The organism is Verrucomicrobiia bacterium (assembly GCA_035629335.1).
In the GTDB taxonomy this organism is placed as follows: Bacteria; Patescibacteriota; Saccharimonadia; order Saccharimonadales; family Saccharimonadaceae; genus DASUUR01.
In genome coordinates this window covers 694,192-715,663 of record DASPIB010000001.1, presented here as the reverse complement: position 1 = coordinate 715,663, position 21,472 = coordinate 694,192, and the positions used below count along the sequence as shown (strand labels likewise).

The 21,472-nt window shown below is 50.9% G+C and carries 24 protein-coding genes; 9 read left to right on the top strand and 15 right to left on the bottom strand.

The features are described from left to right. Position 1: 1 nt before the first annotated feature. The 6 genes from atpG (at position 2) to VD907_03905 (ending at position 4,676) form a co-directional block, all read left to right on the top strand. Positions 2-868, top strand: a complete 867-nt coding sequence (gene atpG / locus VD907_03930) for an ATP synthase F1 subunit gamma (protein ID HYG84003.1) — start codon at positions 2-4, stop codon at positions 866-868. Positions 869-896: 28 nt separating this feature from the next. Next, positions 897-2,279: a F0F1 ATP synthase subunit beta gene (atpD, locus tag VD907_03925; protein HYG84002.1), complete on the top strand. Its 1,383-nt coding sequence runs from the start codon at positions 897-899 to the stop codon at positions 2,277-2,279. Positions 2,280-2,290: 11 nt separating this feature from the next. Beyond that, on the top strand, positions 2,291-2,713 hold the full coding sequence (atpC, locus tag VD907_03920) for an ATP synthase F1 subunit epsilon (GenBank protein HYG84001.1): 423 nt from the start codon (positions 2,291-2,293) through the stop codon (positions 2,711-2,713). Between the two features lie 169 nt (positions 2,714-2,882). Next, the gene (locus VD907_03915; GenBank protein ID HYG84000.1) at positions 2,883-3,857 is read left to right on the top strand and encodes a cadmium-containing carbonic anhydrase; all 975 of its coding nucleotides are present in this window, start codon (positions 2,883-2,885) and stop codon (positions 3,855-3,857) included. Positions 3,858-3,937: 80 nt separating this feature from the next. Next, the gene (locus tag VD907_03910; GenBank protein ID HYG83999.1) at positions 3,938-4,225 is read left to right on the top strand and encodes a hypothetical protein; all 288 of its coding nucleotides are present in this window, start codon (positions 3,938-3,940) and stop codon (positions 4,223-4,225) included. A 157-nt stretch (positions 4,226-4,382) separates the two neighbouring features. Continuing rightward, positions 4,383-4,676, top strand: a complete 294-nt coding sequence (locus VD907_03905) for a hypothetical protein (protein HYG83998.1) — start codon at positions 4,383-4,385, stop codon at positions 4,674-4,676. Between the two features lie 176 nt (positions 4,677-4,852). On the opposite strand, the gene VD907_03900 is transcribed toward VD907_03905, so the two are convergent. From VD907_03900 to VD907_03890, 3 genes are all read right to left on the bottom strand, one after another. After that, positions 4,853-5,815: a tRNA-dihydrouridine synthase family protein gene (locus tag VD907_03900; GenBank protein ID HYG83997.1), complete on the bottom strand. Its 963-nt coding sequence runs from the start codon at positions 5,813-5,815 to the stop codon at positions 4,853-4,855. A 528-nt stretch (positions 5,816-6,343) separates the two neighbouring features. Then, on the bottom strand, positions 6,344-6,616 hold the full coding sequence (locus tag VD907_03895; GenBank protein HYG83996.1) for a hypothetical protein: 273 nt from the start codon (positions 6,614-6,616) through the stop codon (positions 6,344-6,346). 404 nt (positions 6,617-7,020) lie between these two features. Beyond that, positions 7,021-10,362 carry an ATP-dependent DNA helicase gene (locus tag VD907_03890; GenBank protein ID HYG83995.1) on the bottom strand — a complete coding sequence of 1,114 codons (3,342 nt, stop codon included), beginning with the start codon at positions 10,360-10,362 and terminating at the stop codon, positions 7,021-7,023. Between the two features lie 63 nt (positions 10,363-10,425). Here VD907_03890 and VD907_03885 point away from each other — a divergent pair, with 63 nt between their 5' ends. Continuing rightward, entirely contained in the window at positions 10,426-10,914 is a 489-nt protein-coding gene (locus VD907_03885) for a hypothetical protein (protein ID HYG83994.1), read from the top strand. Positions 10,915-10,939: 25 nt separating this feature from the next. On the opposite strand, the gene VD907_03880 is transcribed toward VD907_03885, so the two are convergent. The 6 genes from VD907_03880 to VD907_03855 form a co-directional block, all read right to left on the bottom strand. Next, on the bottom strand, positions 10,940-12,229 hold the full coding sequence (locus VD907_03880) for an RsmD family RNA methyltransferase (GenBank protein ID HYG83993.1): 1,290 nt from the start codon (positions 12,227-12,229) through the stop codon (positions 10,940-10,942). Between the two features lie 34 nt (positions 12,230-12,263). Beyond that, positions 12,264-12,845, bottom strand: coding sequence for a type II secretion system protein (locus tag VD907_03875; GenBank protein HYG83992.1), 582 nt, complete (start codon positions 12,843-12,845; stop codon positions 12,264-12,266). Between the two features lie 178 nt (positions 12,846-13,023). After that, the gene (locus tag VD907_03870; GenBank protein ID HYG83991.1) at positions 13,024-13,269 is read right to left on the bottom strand and encodes a hypothetical protein; all 246 of its coding nucleotides are present in this window, start codon (positions 13,267-13,269) and stop codon (positions 13,024-13,026) included. A 112-nt stretch (positions 13,270-13,381) separates the two neighbouring features. Beyond that, positions 13,382-13,798, bottom strand: coding sequence for a hypothetical protein (locus tag VD907_03865; GenBank protein HYG83990.1), 417 nt, complete (start codon positions 13,796-13,798; stop codon positions 13,382-13,384). Positions 13,799-13,866: 68 nt separating this feature from the next. Then, a complete protein-coding gene (locus tag VD907_03860; GenBank protein HYG83989.1) occupies positions 13,867-15,435 on the bottom strand; it encodes a hypothetical protein in 1,569 nt (522 codons plus the stop codon). Between the two features lie 129 nt (positions 15,436-15,564). Beyond that, on the bottom strand, positions 15,565-15,897 hold the full coding sequence (locus VD907_03855) for a hypothetical protein (GenBank protein HYG83988.1): 333 nt from the start codon (positions 15,895-15,897) through the stop codon (positions 15,565-15,567). A 128-nt stretch (positions 15,898-16,025) separates the two neighbouring features. Between VD907_03855 and VD907_03850 the strand changes: the two genes are divergently transcribed. Beyond that, complete coding sequence (locus VD907_03850; GenBank protein ID HYG83987.1) at positions 16,026-16,388, top strand: hypothetical protein; 363 nt, start codon at positions 16,026-16,028, stop codon at positions 16,386-16,388. Positions 16,389-16,442: 54 nt separating this feature from the next. Here the strand turns inward: VD907_03850 and VD907_03845 are convergent, their stop codons facing one another. Genes VD907_03845 through VD907_03835 form a run of 3 tightly spaced genes read right to left on the bottom strand, consistent with a single transcriptional unit; the run spans position 16,443 to position 17,544 of the window. Then, the gene (locus tag VD907_03845) at positions 16,443-16,937 is read right to left on the bottom strand and encodes a YajQ family cyclic di-GMP-binding protein (GenBank protein ID HYG83986.1); all 495 of its coding nucleotides are present in this window, start codon (positions 16,935-16,937) and stop codon (positions 16,443-16,445) included. Between the two features lie 53 nt (positions 16,938-16,990). After that, positions 16,991-17,254 (bottom strand): hypothetical protein, encoded by a 264-nt coding sequence (locus VD907_03840; GenBank protein HYG83985.1) that lies wholly within the window; start codon positions 17,252-17,254, stop codon positions 16,991-16,993. A gap of 23 nt (positions 17,255-17,277) precedes the next feature. Then, positions 17,278-17,544, bottom strand: coding sequence for a hypothetical protein (locus VD907_03835; protein ID HYG83984.1), 267 nt, complete (start codon positions 17,542-17,544; stop codon positions 17,278-17,280). Between the two features lie 88 nt (positions 17,545-17,632). Here VD907_03835 and VD907_03830 point away from each other — a divergent pair, with 88 nt between their 5' ends. Then, complete coding sequence (locus tag VD907_03830) at positions 17,633-18,124, top strand: NUDIX domain-containing protein (protein ID HYG83983.1); 492 nt, start codon at positions 17,633-17,635, stop codon at positions 18,122-18,124. Between the two features lie 127 nt (positions 18,125-18,251). Here VD907_03830 and VD907_03825 read toward each other — a convergent pair whose 3' ends face one another. The 3 genes from VD907_03825 to VD907_03815 all read right to left on the bottom strand — a co-directional run bounded on the left by VD907_03825 (position 18,252) and on the right by VD907_03815 (position 21,453). Next, positions 18,252-18,494 carry a hypothetical protein gene (locus VD907_03825; protein HYG83982.1) on the bottom strand — a complete coding sequence of 81 codons (243 nt, stop codon included), beginning with the start codon at positions 18,492-18,494 and terminating at the stop codon, positions 18,252-18,254. Between the two features lie 141 nt (positions 18,495-18,635). Next, the gene (locus tag VD907_03820) at positions 18,636-20,078 is read right to left on the bottom strand and encodes a hypothetical protein (GenBank protein ID HYG83981.1); all 1,443 of its coding nucleotides are present in this window, start codon (positions 20,076-20,078) and stop codon (positions 18,636-18,638) included. Between the two features lie 436 nt (positions 20,079-20,514). Further along, positions 20,515-21,453, bottom strand: coding sequence for a hypothetical protein (locus VD907_03815; protein HYG83980.1), 939 nt, complete (start codon positions 21,451-21,453; stop codon positions 20,515-20,517). Between the last annotated feature and the right edge of the window lie 19 nt (positions 21,454-21,472).

The following is a 21,472-nucleotide window of genomic DNA, read 5'->3' as shown; positions in this document are numbered from 1 at the left end:
AATGGCCTCAATCCGACAACTAAAAACGCGCATTCGTTCGGTCAAGAACACTCGCCAAATCACAAAGGCGATGGAGCTAGTGGCTGCTAGTAAAATGCGCCGCGCTCAGGATGCTGCCCAGGCCACCAGCTTGTATGCTCGTTCGGCTTTTGAGCTGCTCACTCACCTAGCTGCCCGTGATGTCACCGATGATCACCCGCTCTTCACCCAGCGGGAAATCAAGACTCGGCTGATTGTGGTGGTAACCAGCGATAAGGGCCTAGCCGGCGCCTACAACGCCAATGTTTTCAAGCGCTACGTCCAGCTTTTAAAAGCCGACGACGCGGCTGGTATTCGTAATGAAACGCTGGCAATTGGCCGCAAAGGGGCACAGTTTGTCACGCGCCTAAAAGATACCGAGATTGTCGGAGCCTACGAAGGCCTGCCCGATCAGCCAAATGGTGCCGAAGTCCGGGCGATCATGGCCACCATCTTGGATAAATTTACTAGTGGCCAGGTTGATGCTGTCGATGTTATTTATACCGAATATATTAATAGCATCACCCAAGAAGTCACCAGCAAGCGCTTGCTGCCGGCGGGTTTTATGGAAGTACCGGTTAGCGTAGAAGTAGCCCAGGCGCGGTTTGAGCCATCGGCTCGTGAGGTGCTTGAAGGCGCGACGCGTCGGCTTGTCGAGGCGCAAATTTTCCAGGCACTGCTTGATGCCACTGCCAGCGAACACAGCATGCGTATGTTGGCCATGAAAAATGCCACCGACAACGCCAATGAACTGGTTGACGATTTAACTTTAGCGATGAACAAAGTTCGTCAGGCCAGTATCACCCAAGAGATTGCCGAAATTAGTAGCGGCGCCGAGGCGGTTTCATGAGAATTTTAGGAGAGAATAAGGAGTAACTATGGCGACAGATAAATCTACAACCGGAAAGGTCACTCAAGTCGTCGGTGTGGTAGTCGACGTTGAGTTTGAAAAAAATAATCTACCAGCAATTTATGATGCGCTGCATATTGACCGTGGCGACAGTACCTTAGTGCTTGAGGTGGCGCAACACCTGAACGAAACCAGTGTTCGGGCGATTGCCCTGGCGACTACCGATGGTATCGCTCGCGGGGCGACCGTGACTGCTACGGGTGCACCAATTAGCGTGCCAGTTGGGGCAGCAACTCAAGGTCGAATGTTTAACGTGGTCGGCGAGCCTATCGACGGCAAACCAGCGCCAAAAGCCGCGACTTCCCCTATCCACCGCGAGCCACCAGCGCTTACCGAACAGTCAGGTAAGGCTGAAATTCTAGAAACCGGCATCAAAGTGATCGATCTGATTGCACCAATTGCCAAAGGCGGTAAGGTTGGATTGTTTGGTGGTGCTGGTGTTGGAAAAACGGTCTTAATTCAAGAGTTGATTAACAACATTGCCAAGTTTCACAGTGGGACATCGGTATTTGCCGGTGTTGGTGAACGTACCCGTGAAGGCTATGACCTCTATGACGAAATGAAAGAAGCTGGCGTCATCGATAAAACGTCGCTTGTCTTTGGCCAAATGAACGAACCGCCAGGGGCACGTCTGCGAGTAGCACTTTCGGGGTTGACCATGGCCGAAGCCTTCCGCGATGAAGGCAAGGACGTGCTGTTCTTTGTTGATAACATTTTCCGCTTTACCCAAGCTGGTTCAGAAGTATCGGCGCTGCTCGGCCGGTTGCCATCAGCCGTGGGCTACCAGCCAAACCTACAGCAGGAAATGGGCGCACTACAAGAACGCATTACCTCGACCAAAAAAGGTTCGGTTACTTCGATTCAGGCGGTCTACGTGCCAGCCGACGACTTAACCGACCCAGCGCCTTCAACTACCTTCGCCCACCTTGATTCAACTATCGTCTTAAACCGCGCGCTCACCGAGATCGGTATTTACCCGGCTGTTGACCCACTCGATTCTAACTCAACCATGCTCGACCCAGAGGTGGTTGGCCAAGAACACTACGAAGTCGCCCGCGAAGTGCAGCGCGTGTTGCAGCAGTATAAAGAATTGCAGGATATTATTGCGATTCTTGGTATGGACGAGCTCTCCGACGACCAAAAACAAACCGTCAATCGCGCTCGCCGCATTCAGCGCTTCCTTAGCCAGCCATTCTTTGCGGCCGAGAAGTTCACCGGCAACCCCGGCAGCTACGTCAGCTTGAAAGACACCGTGCGCGGCTTCAAAGAGATTCTTGAAGGCAAGCACGACGACAAGCCCGAAAGCGCCTTCTATATGAAGGGCGGCATTGATGAAGTGAAGGGTGAATAAGCGAGAGCCGTATGCAGCTTGAATTAATCACCCTTCTCGGTAAAAAAGTCGATCGAGCAGTTTACGAAGTGATACTGCCCACCGCAAATGGTGAGATTTCAGTCTTTCCTGGCCATGAACCGCTTGTTAGCTTGGCCGTGCCGGGTGTAATCGCGGTGCGGTACAAAAAAGAAGACCCCGATGAACTTCTGGAGTATTTTGCAACCAGTGGTGGCATCATCGAGGTCAGCCCTCGGCGCGTGCGGGTGCTGGTTGACGAAGCCGATCACGGTGATGATATCATCGAAGCTGAAAGCAAAGCCGCGCTTGAACGAGCCATGCAGCTGCGCGAAACCGCCAAAGATCAAGTTGAGCTAGAGCAAGCTCATCAGTTGGTCGATCGCCACGCGGTGCGCTTGAAGGTGGCCGAACTCCGACGCCGCAAAAAACTCTAACGGTCAGTTATAAGTCAAAAGTACGCACCGAAAAAGTGCGTATTTTTTGTTATTTGGCAAGTCATCATCAGATTAGTCGTTACTATGCAGCGGCCATTCTTTACATTTTCTTGCAGTAGGCGTATAAATAGCAAGGTTACTTCATCTAAGCGAAAGGCGTCCTCCTTACATGTCTACCCAGCTACTGCTTCCCGATGGTTTTGGTTATGGTCTCGGCTCGATTAGCCGGATTGATCGGCTAACAGCCCGCCAGTTGAGCCCCGATGACCTTACGATTGCCGATGAACTACTGCGTAGCGAGGCCTTTTTCGCACCAGTAGAGGCCGATGACGATGGTTGCGGTGACGGCCGGCTAACGATTAAGACGTATCGTCGGGATGCAACCAAGGGTAACACCACAGATGCAGAGTATCGTTTGCGGGCGAAGATTTTTGGCGGTGGGCTCACGGCAGCAACCAGCATGTTCCGCGCGGTAATGGGCCAAGCGCATCCAGATGGAGTACTGGCCGACAGGCGGTTGGTTGCGGAAATGCTTAAAAACCGCACTATCCAGTTTGGCGGCCACGACGACGACCATGCTCATGGTACGGTATGTGGCTGTGGCGCCATCGATAAATACGCTCTAATTACCGAAAATATTGTTCGCTTGCAGCCAAATATTCTTGGTAGCCTTGAGACATTGCTTGGAAAGCCAGCCATCGGTGCGATGCAGCCGACGCTCAATGCCGTGTTTGGTCTTTATCATCAGCTGAATACCCAAAAGAGTTACTTCACCGATAGCGAGGGTGCCAAGACGCTTCAGTTGATGCTCCGCCAAGGCGCGGTCATTAAGCGGCTCGGTGGTCCACACCTTGAAGTATTTGTCGTGGTGAATATGGTGCCACGCACCACCTTTGACGCAATGAAATTCGATGCAGCCCTAAAAAACAAAGGCATTACCACGCCAATTCAAGTGTTTGTAGTGGACGCTTGGCGAGGCGACCTGTATGCCGAAGCTGTCGCGCACTACGCGAATGAAGTATATAAAAAGGCTCTGCAGCAAGCCCGAGCCACGGCTAAGGCCGACTTCCTGGTGCGCACCCTAGCAACAGCCGCGACACTGACGGCTGGTGACCTCCCGGTATACGTGCGAACCGCCGCCTAGGCAAGTCCTGTCGAACAATGATTGCTTTAGCGGCCTCTTTTCTGTATACTCGAAAAGGTTTTTCCGATTCTAGAGGAGGAATGATGGGTGCCAAGTCCGTTCACGACTATGCCATCAGCGGTACTGGCGATGCTTCCCTGCGGGCAGTTCTCGCGCTACTCGGTGCTCAAAATGTGACGCTTCCGAGTCGTGCTGTTGAGGCTGGGGAGGTCGGCGTCGACGTGCCAAACGCCAATTTCTGGAAGTACGGCGGCCCAGATGGAGGCTGGGAGATCTCTTGGATGCCTCAGGGTGATGCCACTCAGCTTAGGTCCAAGGTCGCGGCCGTCAAGGGCGTAAGCATCTCGCGAGATAACGCGCCTGCCTGAGCTAAAGTAATTTAGCTGTTCGCGCTAAAGCACTTCCCTATCGTACCTTTTAAGGTGCGGTAGGGCTTTTTTATGACTTGCATTACCTTGTTGCAGTACGCTACACTTTTAGATGTTCGTAACGCTAGGGGCAAATCGCGAAAGTGAGTGTTTCAAGGTGAAGGAGACCTTTGAAAATGACTATTATATTACCGGTTGGAGTAAGGAAGCGTTAGAAAAGGTTTGTGAGGTGCTCGGCTGTCCAGTACCGAAAAACCCTCGGGCTCAAGCGGAGCTACGCAAACCTGGGTGCCGGGATTCTCTTGGACGCATCATTAAATACATGGGTCCTAACCCAAACTGGTCCGCCAGAGTGACCTTGGTTTTGCCGAATGACGAGCATAAAGACACTCAGCGTGATCTTGAAGATATTCCGGGCGTCACCGTCACAAAGATTGATCCGCGCACCTAAACACTCGGCCCTTGACTGTCGGCGTGAGCTATTCTCATCGACCAATAAGGCTACCCCCTGCTTTAGTCCACCGCTCATCTAACGACATACTTCCCTAGAAGTTTTAAAAGCGCCCAAGTCTCCAGCGAACAAGAAGTCTCTGCCACACTACAGTGTTGTAGTGTGGCAGAGCCATTTTAGTAATTGTTATAAACTGCAGCCAGCTGTTCGCGCGCTTCAGCGGTGCTACGGGTATGCATCAGGGCTTCACGTAGTTCGCTGGCGCCCGGAAAATCTCGGATATAAATTTTAAAGAAACGTTTTAACGGCTCGTAACGGCGTGGTTCGAGTTCGCGAGAGTACTTATCGAAGAGATCTAAGTGCAGGCGTAAAAGCCGCAATAAGTCGTCGCGGCTATGCTCGCGCGATTGCTTTTCAAAAGCGTAGGGGTTATGGAAAATCCCTCGGCCAATCATTACGCCGTCAACGCCATATTCTTTTACGAGTGCTTCGCCGTGCTGGCGGTCACGGATATCGCCGTTAATGGTTAACAGGGTATGCGGTGCGATATGGTCGCGCAACTTTTTTATTTCTGAAATAAATTCATAATGCGCCGGCACCTTGCTCATTTCTTTGCGAGTCCGTAGGTGAATCGTTAGATTCACGACGTTCTGCTTGAGTATGTGCGCCAGCCAGTCGTGCCATTCTTCGGTGCGGCTATAACCAAGGCGGGTTTTAACGCTCACCGGTAAGCCACCTTCTTTGGCGGCAGCGATTAGCTCTGCTGCCCGTTCGGGGTTCAAGATAAGCCCGCTGCCACTTCCCTGTTTTACTACCGCTTTATCTGGGCAGCCCATGTTAATATCGATACCCTTGTAGCCCATAGCAGCTAGTCCTTTGGCCATGTATGAAAAGTGCTCGGGGGTGTTGCCCCAAATTTGGGCTACCATTGGCTGTTCATCTGGGGTAAAAGTTAGCCGGCCGCGGGTACTATGAACACCGGCGGGGCTGTAAAAGCTGGCAGCGTTAGTGAATTCGGTGAAAAAGATATCGGGGCGGGCGGCACTAGCGACAACGTGGCGAAACACCACATCGGTCACCGCCTCCATGGGGGCTAAAATAAAAAATGGACGCGGTAAATCGTGCCAAAATGATTGCATATAACTTAAATTATAACAGCTTAATTTGTATAGTCAAAATTACCGAGTGGCGCTACGCGGCAGCGCCACTCGCTCGTTAACTTACGAGCTCTTTGGGAAGAATTCATCCAGGGGGAGCGGACCATGCTTATCGCAGGTGATCTTCTTTACAGGGTACGGCCGAATGGACTTGCCGGTTGTGGTTGATCGAATCATTACACCTTCCTTGCTAACATGAACTGTAACGTTCTTTTTGCAGTCGCTTCGGGGACAGACAGGCGACTTTCGGCCGCTTGGGCCAAAATAAACGACTCGATGGCCGTTTGGGCACCTTGTTGCTGACAGTTCACCCTTGTAGTCTGCGCTGATTGTCACGTGCTCGTCACAATCCGGACAAGGAATCTGACCAGGGACAGTATCGGGCATGGCATAGCCTTTCTGGGCTCTAAAATGATGGCCGGGTGGCCGCTACGACTTGCCGTCGGCAGCGGCCACCCGGGTTTAGAGGGGTGGATGGATGGTCAGTGTAGCTGCTTGAACTACCGATCGTCAGTTCATGACAATTCCTCGCGGCCCAAGTCGAAGCTCTCGCCTTGACCTCCCAGGATTACGAGGGACATCCTCGTTCAGCCCTCGCGATTCAGGTCCGAACTGTGGCGTCTGGGCAGAGCTGCGCGTCCGAATTTCTTCATCCACGCCTGGAATTTCTGGAACGTTGAAGTCTTCCAGGCCGAAGTCAATACCTCGTGATCCTGGCGAAGTACTCACTGTTTTCTCCTTCTTGCCACTGCGCATAGTTGGTTTATGCGCAAGAAGTATCATACCAAACCATAGAATATACGTCAAGCATGTGTAGGTGATTAAATAAAAATTAAATCTTCAAGCTTTTCTAAAATAAAAAAGGGCCGCGGAGGCGTTCACGAAAGCTGTAGTGAGCCTCGTGAACGCCCCGCGGGACCGCTTGCCTTTAGCCCCCTTTTATTTCACCAGGGCCAGCCGACAACCTTGCTCTCTGCTTCAGCGACTTGCCTTTGCGGGCAATTGCTGAGGTGGGGCGCACTAGGTGATGCAACCTGTCCGCAGCCGTCGCTTCGGCTGCATTGATTATTGGTTGAGTGGTCGACGCGGTATGGGCAGCAGGCTGGGCAAGACTTCACATTACCAAGACCCAACATTGGAACTCTCACTTCCAGCTGAGGAGATGGTCAATCGCGACTATACACCAATTAAATAGCGCCGTCAACTAGGTCTTGTTCGAATTTTTGAATGTCTTTAAAGTTTGGTTCGTACTTGCTGACATCGGGGAAATCGAGGGCCTGAATATGTCGCCATACCGCTGTAATAAGGTTTTCAAAGCGCGCCAGCTCGGCCGCTTCATAAGCTACCCCAAGGGTGGCAATTCGCCCATGTTTATCGGGTTCTACAAATTCGAGCTGAGCGGCGGTAACGGCATAGTTTTTAAAATCGCGCGATTTTTCAACCAATAGTTTATAAAATAACAGCTGCTGTTTATAGCGGTGTAGCTTGATTTTTTCTTGGTCGGTTTTACCGTGCCAGGCAATGGCGGCTTTGCCAGTTTTGTAATCGGTGATGGTGACGGTGCGTTCGGCCTGGTTGACGCGCAGTAAGTCAATCGCACCGGTGAGTTTGGCGTTACCTACCACCACGCCCTGCGAGCCAAAAGCTTTTTCGGCAATGTCGGTCTCGGTAAAGGTGCCGTAACGGGCGGCCAGAAAAGCATGTAGAGTGTCACTTCCTTTTTGCAAGTATTGCTCGTGATCGCGTGGCGACAGGCGCCATTCGGTGAGGGCAACTTCAAAATCGCGCAAAATATCTTCAACCGGGCGGCGCTTGCCAGTGGCACTAAAGTGAGCATGGGCACGCTGCAATGTTTGGTGAATCGCCGAACCAAAGGCCGCACTTGGTGCCATGGCCTGCGGAAAACGAAGCAGATTTTGCAATAACACCGTTTGCGGGCCGCCGGTGGTGATATCGATGAAGTTGTTCAGGTGCGTGGCGCTTAGCTTGTAATTTTCGAGCACCGGCTTAAGAATGGTGGCCATGTCTTGTTTGGGCAAACGGAGACTGGTTTGTTGCCAGCGGCTTTCGGCGGCGGCAATTTGTTCGCGTGGTGTTTCAGGGAGTGCAGGTTCGGCTTCTTGCCAGGCGTCGGTTTGCAGAAAGTAGGCTTTTAAGCTGTCTTTGGCGGCACTGTCTTTGTGGCTGTACGATACCAGTAGGTTGGTTTTGGCTCGGGTTGTGGCCACGTAAAACAGGCGCAGACGTTCGTCAGTGGTGTCACCGGCTGGGCTGATTGGTAAATTGGCGGGGAAATTTATTGTGCGGCTGCGGGTTCTGGCTTTACTCCCCCACACCGAATCGGCAGCATTCACCACAAATACAGTGTCAAATTCGAGACCTTTTGATTTATGGGCCGTCATGACACAAATGGCGTTTTGGTAGTCTTGCGCCATGGTGCGCAGGCTGGCAATGCCAGTGCCGGTTTGCCGGTGAAGGTCTATGAAGCGCAAGAATTCGGCTAGGGTTGGCGTGACATCTGGCTGGTAATCACGAAACTTTTGGCGGATGGTGCGCAAGGCTTCGAGGTAGGCTAAATAAGCCTCAGGCTGTTCCTCAAGAGCGTCATGCGGGAAGAAGTAGCTGCGCAGCGGCGAAACAAACTCTTCGGTTTCACCATTAGTCAGTGGTTGGCCGTCTTCGGCTTCGTCGCCTGGGGCTTGTAGTTCGCGGCTGCCAAGAATGGTATCGATGGTGGTCTCGAGGGATTCATGCAGTGCAATATGCGCGGTGGTCACCAGCCACTTGGCGATATCTTGGAGCCGGCCTTCTTGCTCAAACATAACCTCTAGCCAGAAGCGCTGCTCTTTATGAGCCGCTAAGCTCAATTCCCACAGCGTGTATGGTGCAATGCCCCAGGCCGGGTGAGCCAACAGTTCGGGCAGACGTGCCTGGACTTCATCAAAACGCTGCTCGGCAATTCCCTGCAGCACGCGGGCCACGAGCTCAATGGCTTTTATCGGCGGGCTTTCCAGAATGTTATCGCGACGTTCGTAATTCACGGCAATATGTTCGCGCTGCAAATACGGCAGCAGTTGCATAATTTCTTTATGCGTTCGGGTGAGCACAGCAATTTCGGCGGGGGTGTGGCCGGCCTGAATTTTTTTGCGGATGGTTTTAGCCAGCCAGTAGTATTCGTCTTCGAGGGTGGGCAGGGCTGCTAGCTGCACGCCGGCATTGTTGGCGGTTTTGTGCGGTGTAAGGGTTTTATCAATGAAGTCGAGCTGGTTTTCCAGCCGCTCCTGCCCTTGGGTAATGATGCTGCGCGCCGCTGTAAGAATTGGTGCCACCGAACGGTAATTATCGGTTAGGGTGATGATTTTAGCGTCTTTAAAATGCTCGCGAAAGGTTAAAATATTACTCAGCTCAGCCCCTTGAAAGCTGTAAATTGCTTGGTCGTCGTCGCCTACTACCAGGATGTTTGGTTGGCCTTCCTGGGCCTCATTGTTGGTAAGATTTAGCAAAATTCGCAGCTGGGCGCCGTTGGTATCTTGAAATTCGTCTACCAAAATATACTGGAACTGCTCTTGCAGGTTGTAACGCAATTCAGGGAATAGCTCGATGGCGTGCAGCACCCGCAAAATCATGTCGTCAAAATCGTATAGTTCGCGCGACTGCATGGCAATCAGGTATTCGTAATAAACATGCGATAAACTGCGCAGTTTTTTGCTGCGAGTGGTGTCTTTTAACACCGTGCGGCCGTCGATATCTTTTTCGCACCATTTTGCCCGCCAGGCAGTAATGGGCGTGGTTTTGCCGAGTTCATGGGCGGTATCGAGCGTCGCCGAAAATTGTTGCGCACAAATTTTACTAAGGCTGGTAAATCCGGGTAGTTCGAGCGCTGATTCTTGAAATTTAAAAAAGTGTTCGCGCAGTGGTTCGAGCGCCGCTAAAGCGGCTTTACTACGAACCGGCACTTCAAAGGCGGCAGTGATGGCCGGGTTAGCGTAAACAATAAACTGGTCGTTATGATCGAGGGTTTTTAGCAGTTCATCTGGTGTTAAGCCGCTGCGTTTTAGCTCGGAGATGGCGTTTTGGGTGTCGCGAATTTGGGTGAACTCATTATTTATGCGGCTGGCAAGTGGGTCGTCGTAGGGCAGTTTTTCGAAAATTCCCTGCAAAATTTCGTGGCTGCTAAGTTCATCGGCTGGCCGAAAATGCGCCCCATGATAAAAATAGTTGGGGTAAGAATGAATAATATCTGAACCAAAACTGTGAAACGTATGAATTGCCACGTGGTAAGCCGCTGGCCCCATCAAGCGCACCAGCCGTTCGCGCATGGCGGCAGCGCCTGATTCGGTAAATGTTAAACACAAAATATTTGCCGGCAGCACATCGGTTTTAGTTAGGATGTTCGCCACTCGCATGCTCAGTAGCTCTGTTTTGCCGGTTCCAGGGCCAGCAATGACCATTACAGGGCCTTCAATAGTGTCGACGGCTTGTTTTTGGGCGGGGTTGAGATTGTGGTAGCGGCTGGCAAAAGTGTTCATCGTATCTATTGTATACTATCCGCCTCTTGTCGAGGTAGAATATCCGCGTTACACTTAACAGTAATGAACAACGCCATCTATGACGATACGGCCATCGAACGGCTCGCGCGGGAGCAATTTGGCGTCGCGCTAGAAATGAAGCACGTTATTGTTCGGCAGGCACCGGTTAGTCACACGGCCGAAGCCACGGTGTTTTTAACCGCCAAGAACCAATTATTTGTTCTTATTAATGCCAAGTCGCGCTTACTGCTTGGCGACGTGCGCAAAATTGTTATTCGAATGGGGCTTAAAGCCGAATTATTTTTGCCACCCCGCACCGAACCCGACTATTTTGATCGCATTGGCCGCGAGAAATTTCGAGAAGTTTTTCCTGGGCGCACTAATATAACTTCGGCTGACATTGCTTTTTATCGAACATTAGCGCCGTATAATCCGGCATTGGTGCAGATTTTAGAGGTTAAAGAAGGGATTATTCGGAAGTTCGACCCAGATAGCAGCAATGCTTGGCGCACGGCAGCCGAATTTAGCTACCGGCGGATACCGACCAGTTAGCTACAGGGGGTGCGGCGCGCTAAATTTACCGCAGCTCTAGAACAGCGAGATGCTCAATGTGTGGCGTCCGCGGAAAAAAGTTGTAGCCGGTATGGGCGGTAATGGCGTATTGTTCGTGCAGAAGGGCGACATCGCGCGCTTGAGTAACGGGGTTGCAGCTGAGGTAAATAATTCGTTTGGGTTTCACTGCCAGCAAACGATCGATCACTGCTTGGTGTAAGCCAGCTCGCGGTGGGTCGAGGATGATTGTTGCTTCACCCGTAATGGCATTGGTGGCCTGTTCGGCGGGCGTGTGGATGACCTTGGCGCTGCTTTTGAGCGCCTGAACGTTGCGCTTCATTTCTTGAACGGCTGCGTTGTTACTTTCAACGAGCGTGAGCTGATCGCCACCTATGGTGAGGCCAATACTGCCGACACCGCTATAAATATCAATCACCGGACCGTTTGGAATAAACTGCTGCATGTCGCGGAGGGCCAGTTCGTACAATGGAATATTCACCTGGAAGAAACTTTCGGCGGCGTAGCGGAATGGAATGCTAAGAATGGTGTCTTCGAGCCACAAATTGCCTGCTTGGGCGTAGCGTTTTGTAATCACACTGGCGGGCGATCGGTGATCGGAATAGATCACTTCTCCACCACTTACCTGCCAGGCAAGAATGTCGGCTGGGGTAAAATCTTGGGCGACGGCTTCGTCTTTAACATACAACTGCGCCACTACCTCGCCGGCTTGTGTGCAGCGCAGCAGCAGGGTTTTAAGGCTGCGGGCCTGGCTGTGCTTTTGACCGAGCTGCGCTATGATTCGCTCGGCGGCCGCTGTAATCGCCGGGTGGGCCAAACTAGTGCTGTGCACCGGTACCTTGCCGTTGCCGCCGCGTTTAAAGAAAGCTAGGTCAAGGGAGTCTGAATCGGTGTGCCACCAAAAACTAAATTCTACTTTATTGCGGTAGTGATATTGCTGCTGATTAGTTTTAATTTCTACCTGGTGCGGCAGCTGGAGGTTGTGAAGTGCGAACGCTTCACTAATGAGTTCGGCCTTGTACTGCTGCTCGGCGGCAAAGCTATAAATTTGCCAGGGCGAGGTAGATAAATAACTTTCTGGATCTTCTGGGGCGACGCGTTGCGGCGAAGGGAGGGTCACTTCGGTGGCCACCGCTTCAGCGTAATTTTTCTTGCGCTTTGTGAGTTGTACGATCACCTCTTCGCCGGGCACGCCACCCCAAACAAACACCCGGCGGCCATCAGCTAGCGTGCCGATGGTTTGACCACCACCGACGACTTTTTCCAGGATAACTTTTTCTTGCGGAAATACTTTCATTCCAGACGATTGTACTGCTTTTTCCGCGAGAGGTCTAATTATTGATGCTGTTAATGTATTTCCAGGTGTCACTGGCTTCGTGTTTGTAGCTGAGTTTGAAGGCTTTGCAACGCGGCTCAGAGACAATTACAGCTAGCTTTGTAGCGCTAAGTTTTGGAGTGTAGAGGCGACTATAATCATAGTCTGTCCATCCGGTGCTCGTGCAGTCGGAATACCCCGAAGCGCCATTTGTTAGTCCCTGATAGCGAAATACATCGTTAGCAGTTGAATCAGGAGTGCTGGCAAAATTAACAATCGAATTAAGCGTACCGCTGGGTGCGCTTGGGGTGAGTAAGGCTTTTTGGTCGACCCGAAGAGTATTCGCTAAATGGTCGACGTCCTCTGGATCGGTGCTAATCATGGTGCCAACATTCGGGTACTCGCCATTGCGGTTATAGTAATCTTCAAGGGCGTTCGCAATGATACGGGCACTTGCTTCGCGGGCAGTGTCGCGGGTACGCATTTGGTAGCCGGTATACGACACCACGCCAATTGTTAATAAAATGCCAATAATTGCAAGAGTAACAATTACTTCAAGAACAGTAAAGCCAGACCGGTTTTTTTTGAATTGTTGCATATAAAAGCGCCCACTTAGTTAGTTTTAGTGTAGCATGGTTAAGCCAAAATATGTTTTTAGTGAGTGTAGCGCCGAAGATGGTGCTACACTCACTCGCCGAGCGCTCTTTTTGCTAACAGAAAGCTCACGGTGCACTAGCTTTGCGGAGTTAAGTCATCCGGCGTAACCAGCTACCGTATTAGCGTCTAGTAACTTTTACGTCACGGCGCACAGATGGTGGAATGCGCAGCACAACATTTGCTAATGCGGGGCCAGTATTTCGTACGCGAATTGTGTTTGCAAATGGCTCAATCTCGCAATCTTCTGGGCAGAGAATGGTTACCTGTCCAGAATTTTTATCAGGTGGATCGGCTATCTCGGAGGTAATATTGCCCACGAGCACGATCTCCCACAGGCTATAGGCGTCGGTACTTCTTTCGGGCACTGCTCTGCCTTTCGCTTTTGGGTCAACTGCGTAAGTATTTAAACACTGGTAAGATTTTTACGCAAGTTAAAAATGGGCCCTGACTGCGCGTTTGTGCAGTCAGGGCCGTTTTTCAGAGGTGCTTTACTTTAAGCGATGTGCCCTGTCGGAGCTTGATGACAATCGTGGAAGGTCCGGTGCGGCCAGGGCTCACAGTTTCGCCGGCGATTTGAATCTTGCCGGTGCCACGTGGGACGGTGACGCCTCCCGAGATGTGTCCAGCTTGAATTGCCCCTCCGTGAACAGGGCCGTTGATGATATTTTCCACACCGCCGAAAGTCGAATGCGCTGGCGGTCGCGAAGCATCGGGGCCGGTCAGCTCAAGCACCTTCTTCCCGAGGAAAGGCTTTGTGGTCCGTTCGTTCCAGTTGGGGTCCGATTCTACGATGACCAGTTCATCTTGTTCGCCGGGCCGCTCCTCGTACCGTACTTCGGCCCGTCCACCTCGCACCTCGATGTGCTTGATTCCCCGACGCAGGTATTGTTTCATGAGTTCTCCAAAATCGGTGCCAACAATGCCACTAAAATTATATAATTAAGTAAAACAAATTTAAAGCACTATAAAGCTCTACTCAGAGCAACGGTACGATCCCTATCGCCAAGTTCAGCAAAAATCCGATGCTGCTGCAAATTGCCGGCAACGTAAGTGATGGCTGCAAGCGGGTCAGCATCGGGCTGTTTGGCGTTGGCCTCAATCACCATAACGCGCTCGGTGTAGGGCCGAACGACTTCTCTCTCCTCCTTTTGGTCGTAAAAATACGCAGCCGAAACCAGCGTGACGACGTTGGTTTTGACGGCTAGAGCGCCAGCGCCTTTTTTGAGCAGCAGCGCTAAGGCTTCGGCTGGCGGGTGTGCGACTTGATCTTTATCGTAGCCTTCAAGCAGGCCGACACAAGCCCGAACGTCAGGACGTTCTTGTTTTTGGGGTGTTTCTACGAGCGGCCAATCAAATCGTTCACTGAAAGCACGGGCGTAGCGCTCGCTCTCATCGATTGGCGGCGCCGATGGTGTGCGGCTGCGGCTGGGGTCGCGGACGAATTCGATGGCCGTTACTTTATCGCGGCTGGTGGTCAGGTAGGCTGAGATTGGGAAATGGGTGTCGGCGGTAAAAGCCGTAATGGCCTCGGTCACTTCCTGCAGGCTAGCATTAGGCACATTCATACGGGCCGACCAAATGCCATCGGCCTGGGCAGCTTCGGCATAAGGAACGTCAAAACGGCCGAGCTCAGGTTGGCTGTCGTGATTATCTGCGAAATATTTGGCCAAGTCGCTTTCAGGGAACATGCCGGTGAGTACGTCGCGGTAGGGGTGGCGCAGCGCCAGCGGGCCATCGGGCAGCCAGGTGAAGAGATGGCTTAAGGATTTGCTTTCAGCATCGTGGTCGGCCGGAATGCAGCAGCGGAGTTCGCGGTTGTTTTCAAGGTCGGGGTATGCCCGGTGAATGGTGTGGGCGCCGGCATCGGCCAAGTAGGCAATCATCATAAAAGTATCGAGCCGGCTTTGAAAGCGCTTGGGAAAGCTAGCCTTAAACGCTTCAAGCGCCTGGCTCGAAAACCGACCCTGTAAAGCGCCACCAATAAAATCTTGATTTACTAGTTTTTCAACCGCTTCTTTGGCATCGCTGGCTAGTAATTCTGGGCTAATGTGCGGCAATAAGTTAGCCACCCCAATAGCATTATATTTTGCCTGGGCTTGATTGCTGCCGGTGGCCTTAACGGCGACAGGTTTAAAAATATCTTGCAGAAAACCGGTCAGGCGTGAAATCACTCGCTCTTCATCGGTTTGTAGCAGTTGCATAAAATCGTCGTGGCCATTAACTACTGCGTATACGTGTTCAAAATGCCGGCAATCGCGCGGAAGCTGTAAGTCGGTACGCATTAGGGCGGCGCCTTCGGCTGAACCTTTAGTGAAGGTTTCGATGGCGTGCATTGGATCGATTGGTTTAGGTGTTTGGAAGCCACGAACAATTGCATCGAGGGCTTCGGCAGAAACAACTGGTTCGCCCAACTCTACTTTGTGCATAATTGCCGCTTCCTCGGCATCGGTTAATAACCGTTCGCCGAGCAGCAGGCTGGCGAGTTCGTCGCGTTGGTGTTCAGAAAATTCAGGTTGAGGCAAAGGTTCCATCTTCGGTAGTCTCCACTTATAGTTACCGGGCTATTCTATAAAACAATTTCAGCTGAAGCAATATGAGGCTCTATTTCGCTGAGGATATTTGCCGCCTAAAGCACCATCAAGATACTTTAGGCGGGTGCGCTATTTGCCAAACACTAGCGGTTTGATATCTAGCGAAGCAAAAAGCTTTTTGATCTTGCTATCTATCTCGTCGAGCTTTTGCACACTTAGGAAAGGTTTAACTTTGATCGTCAATTCGTACTGGTCGAAGTGAAAATCCACGATACCTTCAATGGCGTGCAGGCCACGGGCGATCTCGACGGTAATGGAATCGTGCTGCGAGCGGGCACGGGGTTTATCAAGCCGATTCTCAAAACTCGCTGTGCCAATATCGAGCATCTGTGAAAATTTGTAAATATACTGAGTGTCGTTGAACTTCGATCTTTCCCTAAGAAAGTTTTTGACGACCGCCACTACTGCCCCTCGCTTTCAGATGTAAAGGATGCCCCTTTCACTATAGCGATGAAGTAGCAAGTTGTAAAACGGTAGTAACTTGGTATAATTTTGAGGAAGCGTCGTCTATCAGATAAGGGGCTGCCCTCATGGCAAGAAGTGATCTTCTCCGGGTAGTACATCATGAATATGATACAGTGCCGAAGCCTCATGTTGGGATGGTGCTCGGGTTCTGGCTTAGTAGTAACGGCCATAAGCTAACCGAGCAAGACAGGCAGGCCTTAGCAGACCAAGTTTGCCAGAAGCTGACAGAGCAAAGCCCGGAGCATCTTAAAAAACCAGAGGCCAAGCTGCTTACAACTGACGATCCGACTGATCTCGAACTTAGCCTGCTGGTCTACGTTTCGAATGAGTTTGATGAGCAAGATGTGCCGGGGCTTGTTCAGAGTACACATCGAGTGGTAGAGGCTGTGGCTGCGAACATTTTGAGCAAGTATCCGCCAAAAAAGTAAGGGCACAGATTTGCGGGGATGGTGTCCTCTCGAGGTACGAGAGGACACCTATTTTTATCGGTAATTCGTATAATTGAGCGTAAAGTCGTAATCTTGCTCGTTTAATAAGCGCATCACTGCCTGCAGTTCGTCTTTGCTGCCGCTTGAAACCCGAACGGCTGCGCCTTGGATTTGGGCTTTTACTTTTGGAAAACGGTCTTTAAGAAGTTTGGTGATCATTTTGGCTTTTTCTTGGTCGAGCCCTTCTTTAAAAGGTACTTCTTTCATCGCCCGTAAATTGCTTTCAGTCACCGGCTTGGTGAGGTCTAAGGATTTTGAACTTTGATTGCGGCTGGCTAATTTTTTACGGACAATATCTAAAATCGAATCGATTTGCCATTCGCCGGCGCCAATAATTTTAAAACCGGCTTTATCGGGCAACCAGTCAATCGCAGCCGGGGTATTTTTGAAGTCAAATCGGCTGTCAATTTCGCGCTGAGCTTGCTGAAAAACATTATTCATTTCGCCCTTATCGTATTCGGAAACTATATCAAAACTAAATGTGGCCATACGCTAAGTGTAGCATAAGTTAGGGCGCGCACCGATGGGGTGCGGGCGTAAATTTATCGCCGACGATCTTGAAGAATTTCGACAATCAATCCCATAGTATAGGCGCATCCTTCTGGCTTGAGCCACTGAATGCTGATTCGTCGCTCAGTTACCTCAAAAGTTGCTACCAACCCAGTAGTTTTGTCGTCTCGCAGATCATTGTTGATGATCTTCAGCTCTTCATCGGTAAACGGCGGCGTAGCGTGATTGAGCGTCCAGCTTGCGGTGCGCTTGATCGGGTCGAGTTCGTGCGTGTAGGGATACTGTGACATATTCATGACAACCCTGCCTCTCGGTCGGTTTAAGCGTGCTCGACAGCTTCCATAACGGCTCGGTGTAGCGTCGAAAGCAATTCGGTGATGTGGTACTTGGTATGGCTATTGCCAAACTGTACGTCCAGCACGTTGTCCTCAAAAGTGAAGAATTCGAACTCCTTGCTATCACGCAACCCCACTAAGGAATTAACCAGCAAGAATTCTGCCGACATTTCGAGGGGCTGTGTTAATTGCCAGCGGGCGCGTTTTGTACGCTCGTTGTGGCTGAACTCAAAAGGTTCTTGCGCCATCATGCTCCTCCTCGTGGCCATCATGAAGTATCTCGTATTATTTAACGCCCGTCAACTACCAAGAAGAGCTTGATGCGTTATACTGGCTTTTATGATAGTACCAGTTGTAAACCGTGACGATGTAATCATTGGAGCAAAAGATCGATCAGCGCTTGATTTTAAAAAAGATATCTTTCGTACTGCTTCGCTGTGGATCACCAATAGCCAGGGCGACGTGTTACTGGCACAGCGAAAGCATAATAAAAAAGTTGACCCGGGTAAGTGGGCCGAGGCAGTTGGTGGAACGGTCGAAGGCGGTGATTCGTACGAAACCACCATTTACCGCGAAGCCCAAGAAGAGCTAGGTATTGTTGATGTACCGTTTCAGCTTGGCCCAAAGCAGCTTATCACCTTTCCGGCGCGCTATTTTGTGCAGTGGTACAGCGTCACACTGGATTGGCCGTTAGAACGCTTTATGATACAAACAGCTGAAATTGAACAGATCGCCTGGCTTCCCCGTGCGCAACTTGAAACAGAACTTAAAACGGCGCCAGGAAAATATATTGCGGCGATGCCGGATATCATAGCGCTATTTCCTAGTTAGTTTTGGAGGTTGATTCTTTCGCTTGCTGCAAAAGTTAGGGCGAGCTAAATTGTGAATATAATTTCCAGAAATGGTGCGCCCGCCAGGTGGTGTGCCTGGCGGGCATTGCCGTGAATGTCTGAACGAACTACCTTGCTGCCATCAGCCCATTCGCATTTTTTGCAAACTTCCGGAGGGCAGCATCCTTCTCTTGTGCGCTCTTTGCCCGGGTCAATTCGTCATGCAGCGTAGGTTCAAGTCCGGGAAGAGCATGGCGCGAGTTGGGGCGAGTCAATTCAAGAGCATCGCGGATGAGACCGTCAAGAAATCGTTCTCCAATCGTTGCCGAGGGGTTTTCGTTAAGAGTGAAGACTAAAGCAGGGATGTTCATGTCGTCTCGCCTTTCTATCGCGAGTTACAGCTTATGTATAATATCATAAAATCTATTAAAAAGCAATATTAACGGTATCCTGAGAGTAAACAACAAAAAAGCCCCTCTGCTAATGTATGAGGGGCTATGTTTATTTGGAAGTTACTGCAATTTGCTTTTTGCGTAATTAACGCCATCAACCAAGGTTGTAAACACTTTCTCCATTTGTCCGTCGGTTAAAGGAGTGGTATCGGTCTTGTAAGGTTCGGTTTGGGCTCGCTTCATGATTGAAATCACGTACACGTGATTGTCTTTAGCGATATAGTGCAGGTAGCTATCAAAAGGTGCGTCCTTGATGGCGGCGTTAAAAGTTTTGACGCCCTTATCGCCGAGCTGCACTTCTTCAATTTTTCCAAGTGATGAGTCTCTCCCACGGGCTTCATCGCCACTTTTTTTGAAGTTAGTAACATATTTTTGAGCATCTTCGGGCGATTTGGTGATGATCAGTTGCACCATAAACTGGTGTGGGAAATTCACAAATTGGGCTGATGGCTGCTGCTTAGCTAATTCGCTTTGGGCGGCCATGTCTTTTTCGGTGCGGAAGTAGGTATTGCAGATTGATGACATCGCTTGTGGCGCATCGCTCTCGGCATCGGACGGACTGTAGTTTTGATTTGAATTAAACAGCGCCAGATCGAATTCGGCATTGCCGCCAATGGCTTCAGCGACTTTAGGGAAGTAGGTGTTTTGACATAAGTCGATAAACGGCATGTCGCCTATTTTGTTCACACCGGTGTAGTTTTTAGGTGTTTGGCCTTCACCGGCCTCGATGCGGCGAATAGCTTCGGCGTGGATTTTTTCGGTTCGGCTTGCCTGTTCCTCGGGGGTAGCGCTGCCCTGTGGAATTGAATAACCAAACTGCATATTCTTGTACTGAACAAAAACATTTAGATACTTTGAATCCTCGGATTGTGGTGCGAAGAAGCCTTTGTCTCTATTTGAAGGCAATGGCTTGGCGTTTTTATACTGAGATTTTGTTTCAAGGAACTTTGCCATAGCAGCTTGTTCGTTTGCGAATTGCTGCAGGGTTAAAGTAGCCGGAACAAAGGTTGGCTCACGGCCTTCGGGGCCATCTTCGAAGCGAATATCGGTTTTAATGCGGCAGGCACTAGGGATATTCTCGCGGCCAGTCGCTTTTAGGATGTCGATTTCTTTGTTTTCGGTATCAAATGGCGAAAAGGCATAGGTCTCTTCGGCAACTTGCTTGTTTTTGTCGCCTTCAAACTTAAGATTAGTCACCACGGTGTCGGTATCGAAAACGCTACAGGCATAAATATACGGATTTGAACCAACCGTTAGTGCTGGGCCGCGAGATGGTGCCTTGGCGCCATTAAAGAAAAACACAGCCGCGGCAATTGCACCAATAACAATAACCACCAGTGCGACAATAAGTAGAATAAGCTTGTTTTTTGATTTTTTAGGTGGTTGTGCGCCACTTCCGACAGAAGGCGTTGCTGGCTGTAGTGGCGTTTGGGCGCTACTCGCGGCCGGGCTTGGCATCTGTGCCGGTGTATTTACGGGTTGGTTTTCGTTGTTTGGTTGCATGCGGGCTCCTTGATTTTGCAAAATTCAGCTATATTTAGAGTGTAGCATATTGTCTGGTTGCAAATTGAATAAGAGCTAAAAATTAAAGGGTTCGGCGTGAGTATAAGTCACACCGAACCGCACACTAGCTATTTATCACGAACACCACAGCAAGGACACTGCTTCGGGTCTGAGCCGACACAGGTACACTCACAGCTGACGCAGAGGGTCCTATCGGGATCGGGTACGAAGTCTTCGAGCGTGACCTTCCGCTCGTCCGGAGAATGATTGCATCGACACGAACATCCGGCTGGCTTGGCCATTACTTCACTTCTCCTCGAAAAAGTTAGTGTCATAGTGTCATCGGTTTCTACGTAGCGCTAGCTATCGCAGAGAGTATAACATAGACCGTAGAAGATTAACGGCTCGCTGCGAAAGCACAGCGAGCCAGCACGCCCTACCCGAGCCAGAAAGTCGCGCTTACCAATCGGTGATCGGATGGCCACTTTCGGCGGTTGTTACCAGCAGGAACATGCACCTTGTAAGTCTTGGGCGCCAGGCCGCCCTTTTTAAGCCACGCAGCATTAATCAGCATGTAGTCAATCAGCAGCTCACCGCCAATATCGACTCCTTCGTTTACCGTTGGCATAAAGGCTTCCTTGGATGGGGTGCCACTTTTCGCGGCGAGCTCCGCCACGATATGGAAACCCTCGCCATCGTACCGGCGCGCTTTAGGATGCCCCCACGCATACGTTGGATCCCACTTGCCGACAAGCCTGTCGACGTTGTCGGTATACGCCGTCCAGCTGCCATCAGGGAGTTGCCTGCCCTTGCCTCGTCGGAAGCCTGGTGTGGCAATTTCCCAGTTAAATTGCGGCAAATGAAGACCCGAAGCAGTTTCGTTGAGGTCACCCATTAGCAGCTCAGGAACAGCTTTTTTACCCAAGGATGCTGCACGACCGGCTTCAGTCATGCGGAGTTCTCCGCCGTCGGGATTCCAGTGCTGCGCCAGCACCTCAAAAGGCTGCCCATTCCCGCGCACCACGAATCGCCCGAGATTTCGCTTGTCGAGGTAAGGAACTCGTTCGTCGCCCCAGTACTTAATCTCCAGCACGTTTGGGTCAAAGAATATAGCTGGCCCAAACGGACCACGCTCGGAATGGCCGAGATGCGCTTCGTAAGTGCCGCCGAGTTCGGCCATAAGCGCAGAATTGGCTGCAAACAGCGGGATACTCCCCTTGCTGCCCCACTCTTTACCTTCATTAATGACGATCAGCACCGGTCGCGGACGAATATTCTTAAACGCGAGTCGCAATTTTCCAAAGTCGTACTGGCCAGAAGGCTGCAGGCCACCAGCTTCGAAGTTAAACAAACACATTGGCAGCTCAACGCGCATGAGCGGCACCTTTCTGTTA

Bases quoted from the DNA above. Each gene is read 5' to 3' on its own strand.
- atpG (HYG84003.1), top strand. From the start codon at position 2: ATGGCCTCAATCCGACAACTAAAAACGCGCATTCGTTCGGTCAAGAAC.
- atpD (HYG84002.1), top strand. From the start codon at position 897: ATGGCGACAGATAAATCTACAACCGGAAAGGTCACTCAAGTCGTCGGT.
- atpC (HYG84001.1), top strand. From the start codon at position 2,291: ATGCAGCTTGAATTAATCACCCTTCTCGGTAAAAAAGTCGATCGAGCA.
- VD907_03915 (HYG84000.1), top strand. From the start codon at position 2,883: ATGTCTACCCAGCTACTGCTTCCCGATGGTTTTGGTTATGGTCTCGGC.
- VD907_03910 (HYG83999.1), top strand. From the start codon at position 3,938: ATGATGGGTGCCAAGTCCGTTCACGACTATGCCATCAGCGGTACTGGC.
- VD907_03900 (HYG83997.1), bottom strand. From the start codon at position 5,815: ATGCAATCATTTTGGCACGATTTACCGCGTCCATTTTTTATTTTAGCC.
- VD907_03895 (HYG83996.1), bottom strand. From the start codon at position 6,616: ATGATACTTCTTGCGCATAAACCAACTATGCGCAGTGGCAAGAAGGAG.
- VD907_03890 (HYG83995.1), bottom strand. From the start codon at position 10,362: ATGAACACTTTTGCCAGCCGCTACCACAATCTCAACCCCGCCCAAAAA.
- VD907_03885 (HYG83994.1), top strand. From the start codon at position 10,426: ATGAACAACGCCATCTATGACGATACGGCCATCGAACGGCTCGCGCGG.
- VD907_03880 (HYG83993.1), bottom strand. From the start codon at position 12,229: ATGAAAGTATTTCCGCAAGAAAAAGTTATCCTGGAAAAAGTCGTCGGT.
- VD907_03875 (HYG83992.1), bottom strand. From the start codon at position 12,845: ATGCAACAATTCAAAAAAAACCGGTCTGGCTTTACTGTTCTTGAAGTA.
- VD907_03865 (HYG83990.1), bottom strand. From the start codon at position 13,798: ATGAAACAATACCTGCGTCGGGGAATCAAGCACATCGAGGTGCGAGGT.
- VD907_03860 (HYG83989.1), bottom strand. From the start codon at position 15,435: ATGGAACCTTTGCCTCAACCTGAATTTTCTGAACACCAACGCGACGAA.
- VD907_03850 (HYG83987.1), top strand. From the start codon at position 16,026: ATGGCAAGAAGTGATCTTCTCCGGGTAGTACATCATGAATATGATACA.
- VD907_03845 (HYG83986.1), bottom strand. From the start codon at position 16,937: ATGGCCACATTTAGTTTTGATATAGTTTCCGAATACGATAAGGGCGAA.
- VD907_03840 (HYG83985.1), bottom strand. From the start codon at position 17,254: ATGAATATGTCACAGTATCCCTACACGCACGAACTCGACCCGATCAAG.
- VD907_03835 (HYG83984.1), bottom strand. From the start codon at position 17,544: ATGATGGCGCAAGAACCTTTTGAGTTCAGCCACAACGAGCGTACAAAA.
- VD907_03830 (HYG83983.1), top strand. From the start codon at position 17,633: ATGATAGTACCAGTTGTAAACCGTGACGATGTAATCATTGGAGCAAAA.
- VD907_03825 (HYG83982.1), bottom strand. From the start codon at position 18,494: ATGAACATCCCTGCTTTAGTCTTCACTCTTAACGAAAACCCCTCGGCA.
- VD907_03820 (HYG83981.1), bottom strand. From the start codon at position 20,078: ATGCAACCAAACAACGAAAACCAACCCGTAAATACACCGGCACAGATG.
- VD907_03815 (HYG83980.1), bottom strand. From the start codon at position 21,453: ATGCGCGTTGAGCTGCCAATGTGTTTGTTTAACTTCGAAGCTGGTGGC.